General features: G+C 28.8%; 15 protein-coding genes. 9 read left to right on the forward strand and 6 right to left on the reverse strand.

What is annotated here, in order from left to right:
• Positions 1–8 precede the first annotated feature (8 nt).
• From ruvX to ABXT47_RS03420, 7 genes are read left to right on the forward strand one after another with little or no spacing between them, the layout of a single operon-like run.
• Complete coding sequence (gene ruvX, locus ABXT47_RS03390) at positions 9–464, forward strand: Holliday junction resolvase RuvX (protein ID WP_415309329.1); 456 nt, start codon at positions 9–11, stop codon at positions 462–464.
• 42 nt (positions 465–506) lie between these two features.
• Positions 507–1,448, forward strand: a complete 942-nt coding sequence (locus ABXT47_RS03395; RefSeq protein ID WP_415309330.1) for an aspartate carbamoyltransferase catalytic subunit — start codon at positions 507–509, stop codon at positions 1,446–1,448.
• Positions 1,449–2,735, forward strand: coding sequence for a dihydroorotase (gene pyrC / locus ABXT47_RS03400; RefSeq protein ID WP_415309331.1), 1,287 nt, complete (start codon positions 1,449–1,451; stop codon positions 2,733–2,735).
• Between the two features lie 2 nt (positions 2,736–2,737).
• Positions 2,738–3,313: a glycerol-3-phosphate 1-O-acyltransferase PlsY gene (gene plsY / locus ABXT47_RS03405; RefSeq protein ID WP_415309332.1), complete on the forward strand. Its 576-nt coding sequence runs from the start codon at positions 2,738–2,740 to the stop codon at positions 3,311–3,313.
• Positions 3,314–3,350: 37 nt separating this feature from the next.
• Positions 3,351–5,936 carry a type I DNA topoisomerase gene (topA, locus tag ABXT47_RS03410; RefSeq protein ID WP_415309333.1) on the forward strand — a complete coding sequence of 862 codons (2,586 nt, stop codon included), beginning with the start codon at positions 3,351–3,353 and terminating at the stop codon, positions 5,934–5,936.
• Entirely contained in the window at positions 5,933–6,163 is a 231-nt protein-coding gene (locus tag ABXT47_RS03415; protein ID WP_415309334.1) for a hypothetical protein, read from the forward strand. Before topA ends, ABXT47_RS03415 begins: the two co-directional genes overlap by 4 nt.
• On the forward strand, positions 6,163–6,624 hold the full coding sequence (locus tag ABXT47_RS03420) for a RidA family protein (RefSeq protein ID WP_415309335.1): 462 nt from the start codon (positions 6,163–6,165) through the stop codon (positions 6,622–6,624). Before ABXT47_RS03415 ends, ABXT47_RS03420 begins: the two co-directional genes overlap by 1 nt.
• Here the strand turns inward: ABXT47_RS03420 and ABXT47_RS03425 are convergent.
• Together ABXT47_RS03425 and ABXT47_RS03430 are read right to left on the reverse strand one after the other, a co-directional pair.
• Positions 6,621–7,919, reverse strand: a complete 1,299-nt coding sequence (locus ABXT47_RS03425; protein ID WP_415309336.1) for a UDP-glucose dehydrogenase family protein — start codon at positions 7,917–7,919, stop codon at positions 6,621–6,623. The genes ABXT47_RS03420 and ABXT47_RS03425 overlap by 4 nt on opposite strands.
• Complete coding sequence (locus ABXT47_RS03430; protein WP_415309337.1) at positions 7,916–8,731, reverse strand: sugar phosphate nucleotidyltransferase; 816 nt, start codon at positions 8,729–8,731, stop codon at positions 7,916–7,918. Before ABXT47_RS03430 ends, ABXT47_RS03425 begins: the two co-directional genes overlap by 4 nt.
• Before the next feature lie 4 nt (positions 8,732–8,735).
• On the opposite strand from ABXT47_RS03430, the gene ABXT47_RS03435 reads away from it, so the two are divergent.
• A complete protein-coding gene (locus ABXT47_RS03435) occupies positions 8,736–9,581 on the forward strand; it encodes a pantoate--beta-alanine ligase (protein ID WP_415309338.1) in 846 nt (281 codons plus the stop codon).
• On the opposite strand, the gene mgtE is transcribed toward ABXT47_RS03435, so the two are convergent.
• A complete protein-coding gene (gene mgtE / locus ABXT47_RS03440) occupies positions 9,578–10,951 on the reverse strand; it encodes a magnesium transporter (RefSeq protein WP_415309339.1) in 1,374 nt (457 codons plus the stop codon). The genes ABXT47_RS03435 and mgtE overlap by 4 nt on opposite strands.
• 61 nt (positions 10,952–11,012) lie before the next feature.
• Here mgtE and lipB point away from each other — a divergent pair, with 61 nt between their 5' ends.
• Entirely contained in the window at positions 11,013–11,633 is a 621-nt protein-coding gene (gene lipB / locus ABXT47_RS03445; RefSeq protein ID WP_415309340.1) for a lipoyl(octanoyl) transferase LipB, read from the forward strand.
• Here lipB and ABXT47_RS03450 read toward each other — a convergent pair.
• Genes ABXT47_RS03450 through ABXT47_RS03460 form a run of 3 tightly spaced genes read right to left on the reverse strand, consistent with a single transcriptional unit; the run spans position 11,614 to position 14,018 of the window.
• Positions 11,614–12,528: an RluA family pseudouridine synthase gene (locus tag ABXT47_RS03450; RefSeq protein ID WP_415309341.1), complete on the reverse strand. Its 915-nt coding sequence runs from the start codon at positions 12,526–12,528 to the stop codon at positions 11,614–11,616. The two genes, lipB and ABXT47_RS03450, sit on opposite strands and share 20 nt — an antisense overlap.
• Positions 12,529–12,552: 24 nt before the next feature.
• The gene (gene rplQ / locus ABXT47_RS03455) at positions 12,553–12,990 is read right to left on the reverse strand and encodes a 50S ribosomal protein L17 (protein ID WP_415309342.1); all 438 of its coding nucleotides are present in this window, start codon (positions 12,988–12,990) and stop codon (positions 12,553–12,555) included.
• Positions 12,990–14,018, reverse strand: a complete 1,029-nt coding sequence (locus ABXT47_RS03460) for a DNA-directed RNA polymerase subunit alpha (RefSeq protein ID WP_415309343.1) — start codon at positions 14,016–14,018, stop codon at positions 12,990–12,992. Before ABXT47_RS03460 ends, rplQ begins: the two co-directional genes overlap by 1 nt.
• Positions 14,019–14,020 lie beyond the last annotated feature (2 nt).

Below are 14,020 nucleotides of genomic sequence, written 5' to 3' on the forward strand. Positions count from 1 at the left end.
TATACAATATGATCACAATTGAAGATTTTAAAATAAAACACTTAAATAAGGTAAGATTTATTGGTTTAGATTTAGGTTCCAAAAGAATTGGTGTCTCAATTTGTGATGAAAGACAATCCATAGCCACACCCTTTAAAACCATAAACAAAACCAACACAAACGAACTAATTGATGAACTTAAGGTAATAATTAAAGATAATAATATTGGTGGAATAATTGTAGGGAACCCAGTTAATATGGATGGCAGTCTAGGAAGATCCGCTCAATCAGTTAATGACGTTGCATCAAATATATCAAAATCTATAAACCTACCTGTAATATTGTGGGATGAGAGACTTTCAACAGTTGGCGCATTTAATTTATCAAGTTTATTAGACGTTAATGTTTCAAAAAGAGTTAAAACAATTGATCAAAACGCTGCAGCCTTTATTTTACAAGGGGCAATAGACTTTTTAAATAATTAATACTTGCCATAGTGATGGTTAATAGTTATAGAGTTAATTTTAATGGCAATCAAAATAAATAAAGCTATTAAGATTTCTCAAAAACACCTCCTAGGTATTCAGGATCTATCAATTAATGATGTTAATTTCATTTTAGAAGAGGCTAAAAGTTTCATTAAATTAAATCAAAGTAAAAACAAAAGATTAAATGTATTAAGTGGTAAAACTCAAATTAATTTGTTTTTTGAACCCTCCACTAGAACACAAAGTTCATTTGAATTAGCTGGAAAAAGATTAGGTGCAGATGTTATGTCAATGAATATGGGAAATTCAGCTATTAAGAAAGGTGAAACACTAATAGATACTGCAATGACTTTAAATGCAATGCATCCTGATATAATTGTGATTAGACACCAGGATTCAGGTGCATGTAATCTTTTATCTCAAAAAGTAAATTGTGCAGTACTTAATGCTGGTGATGGAAGCCGTGAACACCCTACTCAAGCTTTATTAGATGCTTTAACAATTATAAACCGTAAAAAGAAAATTGAAGGTTTGAGAATAGCAATTTGTGGAGACATAACCCATTCACGAGTTGCAAGATCAAATATTTATCTTCTAAATATGTTGGGTGCAGAAGTTAACATTATTGCACCATCTAACTTAATGCCAAAAGAAATAGAAAAGTTTGGCGTTAATACATTTACAGATATGAAAAAAGGTCTGAAAGATTGTGATATTGTAATGATGCTAAGGTTACAAAATGAAAGAATGACTAGTTCTTTCTTGTCTTCAAATAGAGAATACTATGAATATTATGGACTAACTCCAGATAAACTTGCTCATGCAAAAAATGATGCTTTGATCATGCATCCGGGTCCAATGAATAGAGGGATCGAAATTGATACAAAATTGGCAGATGACATTAACAGAAGTGTGATTAAGGAACAGGTAGAACTAGGTGTTGCAGTAAGAATGGCTTGTTTAAAAATATTTTGTGAATAAATGAAAAAACAATACTTTATAAATGCAAATATAATTGACCCTCATAACTCTATTAATGAGAACGGTGGATTAATTATTGGTGAAGATGGTTTAATTGAAGCTATTGGCAAAAAAGTAAATTCTAATAACATTCCTTCAAGAGAAAAGGTAATAGAATTAAATGGCAAATATATATTCCCAGGTCTTGTTGATATGCGTGTCTTTGCAGGTGAACCTGGTTATGAATATAAAGAAAATTTTAGAACTCTAAGTAATGCAGCACTTGCAGGAGGCGTTACTTCAGTTGTAACTATGCCAAATACAGATCCAATTATAGATAATGTTTCAATAGTAGATTTTTTAAAAAGACGTGGAAGAGACAAATCTAAAGTTAATGTTTTTCCAAGTGCCGCCCTTACCAAAAATACTGAAGGAATTAGTATGACTGAATTTGGTCTACTTCAAAGTAGGGGAATAATTGGATTTACTGATGGAGTTAAAACAATTCAAAACACTCGACTGATGTCACGTATAATGAATTCAGCTAAAGATTTGGGTACACTGATCATGCAACACGCTGAAGATTATGATTTATCTAAAAATGGAATGATTAATTCTGGAATTATTGCAACTAAACTTGGATTATCCGGAATACCTGCTGTTGCCGAAAGAATAATTATTGAAAGAGATTTAACGTTACTTGAAAATATCAAATGCAGATATCATATATCACAAATTTCGGCTGCAAAATCTGTTGAAATTATTGAGGAAAGAAAAAATAAAGTTAAATTTACGACAGGTGTCTCCATAAATAATCTTTCATTAAATGAAAATGATATTGGTGATTTCAGAACTTTTTTAAAATTATCACCACCGTTAAGAACTGAAGAAGATAGAATTGCACTAGTGCAAGGATTAAAAGATGAAACGATAGATGTTATTGTATCCGATCACAAACCGGAAGATGAAGAGCAAAAACGATTAACATTTGCACAAGCTTCTACAGGAGCTTCTGGAATAGAAACGCTTTTATCATTAAGTCTAGAGTTATATCACAATGGCTCTGTTAAATTAGAAACCATAATTAAAGCTTTAACATCAAACCCTGCAAAAATTTTAAAAATTAAAAAAGGTAATCTTTCAGTGGGTAATGAAGCAGATTTTTGCATTGTAGATATTGATAAACCATGGGTTGTTAAAAAAGATAAACTTATTTCTAAATCAAAAAACACTTCCATTGAAGACAAAAAACTCCAAGGTAAAGTCACTAATACATTTGTAAAAGGTGAAGAATTATTTAAGTTATAATAATGGAATATTTAATTGTTGCATTAAGCTCATATTTATTAGGATCAATACCTTTTGGTTTTATACTTACAAAAATATTTTTAAAAAAAGATATTAGAGATATTGGCTCAGGAAATATTGGAGCTACAAATGCTCTTAGAACAGGCAATAAAACGTTAGGCTACGCAACTTTATTACTGGATATAATAAAAGCTGTACTACCTGTTTTATATGCGAAATTTAATTATCCCGATTATATCTTTATTGCATCACTAAGTGCATTCTTAGGTCACGTTTTCCCTATATGGCTTAAATTTAAAGGGGGTAAAGGTGTTGCAACATATGTTGGAATATTGTTTTCAATAAACATAATTTTGGGTTTGGTATTTGTCGTTAGTTGGACTGTTACATTTCTTATTTCAAAATACTCATCACTCTCATCATTGGTTGGTGGTTTAGTGGTTCCAATTTATTTAATAATTTTTGAAAATTATAATTCAATTTTTTTCATAATAATGTTTGTTCTTATATTCTATACACATAGAGAAAACGTCAAACGATTGAAAAACAAAGAAGAAACTAAGACAAAAATTTATTGATTTGACTATCTAAGTCTTTTAAGTAATTTGTTTAGTAATGAATCTTGTAGTCGTAGAAAGTCCAGCTAAAGCAAAAACTATCAATAAATATCTAGGTGATGATTATATTGTATTAGCAAGCTATGGTCATATTAGAGACCTTCCTTCAAAAAATGGCTCTGTTGATCCAGAAAATAATTTTAAAATGGAATGGGAAGTAGATAATTTTTCTAAGAAATATCTTAAAGAAATTACAGATGCGGCTAAAATTTCATCAAAAATCATACTGGCAACTGACCCAGATCGCGAGGGAGAAGCGATTGCTTGGCATGTTAAAGAATATTTAAATGAGAAAAAATTAATTAAAGACAAACATGTAGAAAGAGTTGTTTTTAATGAAATTACAAAAAAAGCAGTTATTCATGGAATTGAAAACCCACGCCAAATAGAGCCACTACTTGTTGATGCCTATATGGCTAGAAGAGCCTTAGACTATTTAGTTGGTTTTAATATATCACCAATTTTATGGACAAAGTTACCTGGCTCTAAATCTGCAGGGCGTGTTCAGTCAGTTGCTTTAAAATTAATTACAGAACGAGAACATGAAATAGAGCTTTTTGATCCTGAAGAATTTTGGACATTAAGTGTTCAATTCAACGATAATGATAAAAATTCTATATTAGCAAGTATTACTCAATTAAACGATAAAAAAATTGAAAAATTTTCTTTTAAAAATAAAGCTGAAATTGATGAAGCAATTGATGAGGTAAAATCTCAGAAGTTCAATATAAATGACATCTCAAGCAAAGTTATTAGCAGAAACCCTTCTGGCCCTTTTACTACCTCTACATTACAGCAAGTTTCTTCTGGTAAATTAGGATTTGGAGCATCACGAACAATGCAGATAGCTCAAAAACTTTATCAAGGTATAGAAATAGGCGGTGAAACTATTGGTCTTATCACGTATATGCGAACAGATGGTACCAATCTATCTACAGACGCTATAGAAACATTTAGAAAATATATAAAAAATGAGTTTGGTGATGAATATGTTCCAGATAATGCAGCAAGTTATTCTGGTAAAAAGTCTAAAAATGCTCAAGAAGCGCATGAAGCAATTAGACCCACAGATATTATGCGTGCACCAGATACAGTTAAAAAATATCTAAGTTCAGATCAGCATAAATTATATGATTTAATATGGAGCAGAGCCCTATCCTCTCAAATGAAACCTGCTCAATTTGATAGAAATACTATAACTATATCCTCAGATGACAATAGAACAATCTGTAAGGCTAGTGGATCTGTTATTAAGTTTGATGGTTTCTTAAAGGTTATGAAAGATACTAAAAAAGATGATGATGAAAATAACCTTCCTGAAATGAACAAAGGTCCAGTTAATTTAGAGGCTTTATTAGATGAACAACATTTTACACAGCCACCACCAAGATACTCAGAAGCAAGTTTAGTTAAAAAATTAGAGGAGCTTGGTATTGGAAGACCTTCAACTTATGCAAGTATAATATCTGTTATATCTACTAGAGGGTATGCGGAAGCAATTAATAAAAGATTTCACCCAACTGATCGTGGTAAACTAATTTCTGCTTTTCTTGAAAAACTTTTCTCTAAATATGTTGACTATAACTTTACTGCAAGTTTAGAAAATCAACTTGATGACATTACTACCGGCAAGGAAGGATGGATAAAAGTTCTTGAGTTATTTTGGAAAGATTTTAATCAAAATGTGTCTGAGGTTAAAGAGAAAAGAACTAGAGAAGTTTTAGATCTATTAAACGATAGTCTAGGTAGTTTAATCTTTGAAAGAGATAAAGATGGAAATATTAATAGACAATGTAAGTTATGTAACAATGGATCATTAAGTTTAAAAAATAGTTTTAGAGGTGGTGCTTTTATAGGTTGTTCAAATTATCCAGATTGTAAATTTACTAGACCTCTATCTAAGACTAAAGCTGCTGCTCAATCACAGCTAGCTGAACCAAAGTTTATAGGAAAACATGAAAATGGAAATGATATGTATCTTAAAAATGGAAGATTTGGACCCTATCTGCAGTATGAAAAAATTGATGAAATGAAAGAAGAAATTGTTATTGAAACAAAAAAGAAAAAGAAAACAAAAAAAAAGAAGGTAGAAAAAGAAGATAACAATTTAAGAAATGTTTCTATACCTAAGGGAATTACATTGGATAGTGTGGACCTTGATAGGGCTAAATTTTTATGTTCATTACCAAAAATTTTAGGTATTAACCCTGAAAATCAAAAAGATATCATTTTAAACTCAGGAAGATTTGGTCCATATCTAAAGTGTGAAAATAAATCTGCTAGAATTGAAAATGTTGAAGAAATTTTTTCAATTGGTTTAAATAGAGCAATAACTTTAATAGCAGAAGCTAAACCTGGCAGAATGTCAGCATCAATTATAAAGGATCTAGGAGAGCACCCTGAAGATAAAAAACCAGTTAGAGTAATGAAGGGTCAATATGGACCTTATATCAAGTATAAATCCCTTAATGCAACTATACCTGAAGAAAAAGACCCTTTAGAACTTAATATGGAAGAAGCATTAATATTGATTGAGAAAAGAAAAGAATACGATAAAAATAAGAAATCAAATAAAAAAAAATGAAAAAATTATATATTTTAATATTGATGCTAACATTTATTTTTAATCCATTAAATGCTGAGGATAAGAAAGACTGTGATGGAAAAAAACTAATAAATAAAATTTGGTGTAAATCAAAGAAAATGAAACTAAAAGATGAAGATGGAAAATCAAATTTTTCTCTTAAACCAGATTTGAATAAATTTAGTGATAGTAAAACTTTAGCAGATCTATTTAAAAAAAAAGATTAATGTCATTCGAAAATAGAATTAAAGAATTGAATTTGCAACTACCAGAAGCTAGAGATCCTGTTGGATCATATGTTGCATCAAAAATTATTGGTAAGATGCTATTTATATCGGGTCAAATCTCGATCACTCAAAATGGTGAATTGATAAAAGGAAAAGTTGGAAGAGATTTAAAAACAGAAGATGGTTATGAGGCTGCTAAAAGATGTGGTTTAAATATAATTTCACAAGTCAAAAAAGCTTGTCATGGTGATCTATCAAAAGTTAAATCTTGTATTAAATTAACTGGATTTGTCAATTCAACTGAAGATTTTATTGAGCAACCTAAAGTAATTAATGGTGCATCTGATTTAATAGTGTCAGTATTTGGTGATAAAGGAATGCATACAAGAGCTGCAGTTAGCACCAATAGTTTGCCTCTTGGAGTTTCAGTCGAAGTTGATGCTATTTTTGAATTAAACTAACAACCAATACCAAAATATTTAATTTTTAATTCTTTCATTTTAGCTGGTGAACAAATATTTCTCATATCAAATATAATAAATTTTTTGTTTTTAACTTTTTTTTTGAAATTTATTGATTTAAATTCATTCCATTCTGTATGAATTATTATTAAATTTGAGTCTTTAATTGCAGAATCAATATTAATTGAGAAATTAACATTTTTTATTTTTTTAAAATCATCTTTTTCACCAGTTGGATCATAATAATTTACTATAGCGCCTTTTTTGATCAATGAGGGTATCATTGACAAACTTGATGAATCTCTCATATCATCAGTATTGGCTTTAAATGTAACTCCTAAAAAACATATTTTTTTATTCTTAATTTTACCATTTAAAATATTAAAAACTCTTTCCAATAATAATGAAGATCTATTTTCATTAGATTTAATTACACTTTTAATAACTGATAAATTTGTTTTATACTTATCAGCAGTAGTGGTGATTGCTTTAGTATCTTTTGGAAAGCATGATCCACCATAAGCAGGTCCAGCTCTAAGAAAGCGTCCACCAATTCTTTTGTCTAATCCCATTCCAATTGAAATATCCTCAATATTTACATTTATTTTTTCACATAAATTTGCAAGTTCATTAATAAAAGTTATTTTTGTTGCTAAAAAAGCGTTAGATGCATACTTAATTAATTCTGCAGCTCTTCTTGACGTATTAACATATTTAGCACCTTTTGATATTAAAGGTGAATAAAGATTTTTTAAAATTTTATTTGATTTCTTATTATTTGTTCCAATAACAACTCTGTCAGGATAAGTAAAATCTCTTATAGCCTCACCTTCTCTTAAAAACTCAGGATTTGAAACAACTGAAAAAAGTTTCTTAGATACTTTATGTGAAATAATTTTTTCTATTTCATCTCCTGTAGTTACAGGGACTGTAGATTTGGTGATAATAATCTTAAATTTGGAAATAGCACTTCTTATTTCTTTAGCAGCATTATAGATTTGACTTAAATCAGCGCCATTACCATTTTTTTTTGTTGGTGTTCCAACACAGATGAATACGATATCAGATTTTGCAATTGAATCTTTTAAATTTGTTGAAAATTTTAATCTTTTATTCCTATAATTTTTTATAACTAATTCATCCAAACCTGGTTCATAAATTGGAATAATACCTTTTTTTAAATCATCAATTTTTTTAATGTCACGATCTACACAAATAACATCATTACCAATGTCAGAAAAGCAAACACCACTAACTAAACCAACATATCCAGTTCCTATCATGCATAATTTCATATCTTTGCAATCTCCATAGTTGAATTGATATAACCCTTCATTGTTCCACAATCTAAATATTTACCAAAAAATTTATGGCCAATGAATTTTTCATTATCATTAATTAGTAATTCTATTGCATCAGTAATATGAATTTCTCCACCTTTTCCAGGTTTAAGATTTTTTAATTTATTAAAAATAGTCTTGGGCAATATATATCTACCAATAACAGCTTTATTAGAGGGTGCATGTTTTGGATTTGGTTTTTCTACTACACTTTTTATAATAAAGTTAGCATTATCAATTTTCTTTTTAACATTATAAATACCCCATCTTGCAACTTCTTTTTTATGAACACTCATACTAGCCATGACAGACGAGTTAAACTTTTTATGAATAGCAATCATAGATTTAGAACAATTTTTTTTGATTATTAAATCATCTGGCAATAGCATTAGAAAATACTTATCTTTTATAAACCTCATAGTCTTAAGTACAGCATCTCCTGTTCCAAGTGGTTTATCTTGAAAAACAAACTTAATCATTTTTTTATATTTTAAAATTTTTTTATATTCATTAACGATACGAGGGTCTTTCTTTTTCTTAATAATATCTTTATAAAATTTATCATTATAAAAATAATTTTTTATCATGATTTTTTTTTTTGAGATAACAAATATCACTTCTTTAATTCCAGCTTCTATACATTCGTCAAGAATATATTCTATTCCTGGTTTACCATTTATTGGTAAAAGTTCTTTAGCAAATACACTTGTCAATGGGAGTAGTCTGGTCCCAAGTCCAGCTAAAGGAATTATAGCTTGTTTAATCATTCAAATGTTTTACTTATTAATATTATTATTACAAATGAAATTAATAAAAGAAATAATTGATTTAAATAAGGCAATTAATAAAGAAACGAGATTAGGGTTTGTTCCTACGATGGGTAGCCTTCATAAGGGCCATGAAGCTCTAATAAAGATATCTAAAAAGAAGTGTAAAAAAACACTAGTTTCTATTTTTGTTAACCCCAAGCAATTCAATAATAAAGAAGATTATAAAAATTACCCCAGAAATTTAAATAATGATCTTAAAATACTTAAACGATTAAAAGTAGATTATGTGTTTATTCCAACAATTGACCAAATTTATAAAAATAAAAAATTAACTAAAATTTCAATAAAAAAATCAGATAAAGTTTTATGTGCAAATTTTCGAAAGGGTCATTTTGAAGGTGTTCTCAATGTTTTAAACCGTTTTGTAATATTAATAGCTCCAAAAATAATTTTTTTAGGAGAAAAAGATTATCAACAATTTTTTCTAGTAAAAAAATTTATAGAAAAAAGACACAAAACTAAAGTTTACCTTTGTAAAACTATCAGAAGTTCAAATAGAATTGCTTTATCATCCAGAAATAGACTATTAAATAAAACTAATATTCAAGCTTTGAGCTTAATTACTAATAAGTTGCTCGATTTAAAAAAAAAGATTTACAAAAATAGAAGTGAATCTGAGGCACTGACTAACTCCGCTAAAATAGAGCTAACTAAACTATTTAACATTAAAATTGAATACCTTGAGAATAGAAACACAATTGACCTAGGCTCTAACATTAGCAATGGTCCATTTAAACTTTTTGTAGCATTTTATTTGGGTAAAGTCAGATTGATAGACAACTTCTAAAGAAAATAAGCACTAACGCCTAAAAAAGAAACAAACCCTATAACATCAGTGATTGTCGTTACAAATACACTTGATGCGATCGCTGGATCAATATCCATTTTTTTTAAAGTAATAGGAACTAAAATTCCAAATAATCCTGCAACGATCATTGTAACAATCATCGACATGGATATAATTATTGATAGTAGAGAATCTTGAAACCAGATCTGCACCACAAGTGCACTGATTATTGCAAAAATTATACCATTTAAAATTCCTATATTAAATTCTTTTAGAATGTTTTGAGAAAAGTTATTTTTAGTTAAATCATTTGTTGCTAACGTTCTAACTGTAACTGCTAAAGTTTGCATGCCTGCATTGCCGCCCATAGAAGCAACAATTGGCATTAAAAATGCTAAGACAACCATCTGTTCAATAGTTGCACCAAATAAACTAATTACCCATGTCGCAATAAATGCGGTAAAAAGATTTAATAAAAGCCAATTAAATCTTCGTTTTGTTTTTTTAAAAACACCATCTGTAATTTCTTCATCTCCTACCCCTGCCAATCTTAGAGCATCTTCTTCTGCTTCTTCTTTTAAAACAGTTAAAACATCATCATACATAATCATACCAACTAATTTATTAGTTTTATCTACAACGGCAGCAGAATTTAAATTATAATTCTCAAAAAGATTACTAACTTCTTCTTTATCCATATCAACTGGAATAAGTAATTGTGATTCAGACATAATTGAAAGCATTTTTGTATCTCGTGATGCTGTTAGAATTTTAGATGAAGGAACTGTTCCAATAGGTTTAAAATCTTCATCAACGATAAAAATTTCAAGGAATTCTTCGGGTAGATCTTTATTTTCACGTAAATAATCAATTGTTTGTCCTACTGACCAATTGCTTGGAGTGACAGTGAATTCACGTTGCATTATTCTTGCAGCTGTATCTTCTGGGTAACTTAAACTTTCTAATAATGCAAAGCGATCTTTTGGTGGTAAGGAGCTTAAAATTAGATTTTTATCCTTTTCATCAACATTTTCTAAAATTGCAATTGCATCATCTGACTCAAGGTTTTTTAAAAGTTTAATAATTGAATCCTGTGAAAGGTAGGTAATAATTTCTGATTGAACAGATTCATTGAGTTCAATAAAAACTTCAGGATCTATATTAAAATTGTTAAGTTTTATTAAACTTTCTCTATCTTTTAGACTAAGATGTTCAATAATGTCAGCTGCATCAGCTGGGTGCACATCATTAAATGAATTTGTAATAAATTGAGCATCATTATTCTCAATTTTATTAGTAACAACTTTTAAATATTCTTTATTAAACTCAAAATTAACTTTTTTATCTTTTATTTTTTTTGTTAAAGACATAAATTTACCTATAAATCAATTTTGCACTCTTAATGCATAATAGGAATAATACAATTTATAAATGAACATAGAAATTAAAAAGTCAATAAAACCAGTAAAATATGAAGTAGCAATTAAGCAACTTGAAGACAGATTGCTTGCAATAAATAATAATAAAAAAAGTGATTTAATTTGGATTCTGGAACATAAAGAAATTTATACAGCTGGTACAAGTTATAAAGAGGAGGAAATCTTAAATCACAATATCAACTTAGTTAAAACAAACCGAGGTGGTAAAATTACTTATCATGGACCAGGACAATTAATTTGTTATTTTGTTATTAATTTAAAAAATAGAAAAAAAGATATAAGAAAATTTATAACCATAATAGAAAAAACAATTATTGAAAGTTTGTCTGAATATAATATTAAATCGTATGGTGATCCAAAAAATATTGGTATTTGGGTAAATGACAAAAATGATATTAAGAAGGTAGCAGCCATCGGAATAAGAGTAAGTAAGTGGATTGCTTATCATGGTTTTGCAATAAATATTAATAATGATCTCTCAAAATATCAAAATATAATTCCATGTGGTATTTCAGATAAAGGTGTGACAAACCTTAAAAGTATTAATGATCAAAACTACAATTTATTAAATGATTTAATTATTAATAATTTTATTAAGAACTTGGAAACCTAAGCCTTTTGGTTTTCAATAATTTTTTGAAATATTCTGGTAATAGTGCAGTGTATGTATATTTTTTACCCTTAATCATAAATTTAATTTGATAAGAGTGGAGCATTAAATTTTTATTTATAGCTTTATCTGAATTGCTAAATTTGTATTTTTGATCACCATAAATTGGAGATCCAACAGCATACAGTTGTTTTCTAAGTTGATGTTTTCTTCCGGTTATAGGCTTCATTTCGACTAAGCTGCATATAGAATTTTTATCTAAAACTTTATATGTTGTTCTGGCTTTTTCTATTATTTCTTTATCATTATCATACCTAGTAAGATCATCATTCCATTCACCCTCGTCTTTTTGCAATTCACCATGACATATAGCTAAATATGTTTTGTGAACTTTTCTTAATCTAAATAGTGATGTTAATAGCTGCGCAGCCTCTCTGTGTTTGGCCATAATAAAAACACCAGATGTATCTTTATCAAGTCTATGGACAGAAAAAGGTTTTGTATTTTGAAAAATATCACTCCTAGCAAAAATATCTACCAGATTTTTTTTTGATTTAGTTCCACCTTGAACTGAAATACCTGAGCTTTTATTCAGTACAATAAAGTCATCATTATTATCAATTATTAAGTCCTCATTTTCCTTGATAATTTCCTCAGATGGTACAAATTTTATTTTTTTTTGAAGTATGGTTTCAGTATATTCAAAATTAAATAGTTCAATAGTATCGCTAGTTTTAACTTTTTTTGAACTTTTGATTTTTTTATTATTAAGTTTTATTTTTCCACTTCGTAAACTTTTTTCAATTAAGCCTTGTGGAATATTTCCTAAATTGTTTCTTATCCATCGGTCAATACGCATATCGTTAAACGTTGATTCAACGTTATATGACTTTTTCATGATGATATATTTTTATACGGAAAGTTAAGCAGTAGCTAATTTTTTCTCTTCTTTTTCATTTTTGGTAAGATCTTTTTTCTTCCTATCAACTCTTTTTGCCTCAACATCTCTATCTACAAATTCAATTACAGCCATTGGCGCATTGTCCCCATATCTAAAGCCCGCTTTGATAATTCTTGTATATCCACCATTTCTTTTTTCGTACCTTTTAGATAAAGTTTTTGTAACTTTACGTGTAGATGTAATATCCTGTAATTTAGTCATCAACATCTTAGTTGTAAGTAAAGTTTCTTTTTTTCCTAGTGTGATAATCTTATCTGCCTGAGGTTTTAGGAATTTAGCTTTTGGAAGTGTGGTAGTTATCTGTTCATATTTAATCAAAGAATTTAACATGTTCTTTAACAGTGCTTTTCTATGTTCAGAAGTTCTATTTAACTTCTTATTAGCCATTCCATGTCTCATTAGATTTGTTCCTCTAACTTTTTAGACATTTCTGCTATGTTGTCTGGTGGCCAGTTTGGAATCTCCATGCCAAGATATAAAGACATACTAGTTAAAACTTCCTTTATTTCATTCAGTGATTTTCTTCCAAAGTTAGGTGTTCTAAGCATTTCACCTTCAGATTTTTGAACAAGATCACCAATATAAGTAATATTATCATTTTTTAAACAATTCATTGAACGAACAGATAGTTCTAATTCATCCACTTTTCTTAAGAGATTTTTGTTAAACTCAGGTTCAGTTGAAACTTCCTTAATTGGAGCCTCTACCGGTTCATCAAAATTAACAAACATGTTAAGTTGATCTTGAAAAATTCTAGCAGAATATGCAACTGCATCTTCTGCAGAAATTGAACCATTTGTTTCAACTTCCATTGTTAATTTATCATAATCTAAGGCTTTTCCTTCTCTTGCCGTACTTATTGAGTAAGAAACTTTTTTAACAGGACTATATAAAGAATCTATTGCTATTAAACCTAATGGCGGTTCTTCAGGCTTATTCATTACAGCTGGTACGTAACCTTTGCCCGTTCCTACATTCATTTCCATATGAAAATGAGTATTTTCATCCAAATTACAAATGACTAAATCAGGATTTAAAATTTCAATATCGTTAACAGCCTCTATATCAGAAGCTTTAATTTCACCAGGACCTTTTGCATCAAGAACAAGTTTTTTTGATCCATCATGAGAACTTTTTAGAGCTAATGATTTAACATTTAAAACAATATCAGTAACATCTTCTCTAACACCTTTAATAGATGTGAATTCATGTAATACACCATCAATTTGTATTGAAGTTACGGCAGCTCCTCTTATAGAAGACAATAATATTCTTCTTAAAGAATTACCTAGTGTTAAGCCGTATCCTTTCTCTAAAGGTTCAGCTATAATTTTTGCATGTGATTTGTCATCACTGATCTTAACATCTAATTGAGCTGGTTTAATTAATGCTTTCCAATTTTTAGCATTTACATTCAAACTTTCCATTT

Origin of the sequence: Candidatus Pelagibacter sp. Uisw_099_02 (assembly GCF_047727625.1) — a bacterium.
Taxonomy (GTDB): Bacteria; Pseudomonadota; Alphaproteobacteria; order Pelagibacterales; family Pelagibacteraceae; genus Pelagibacter.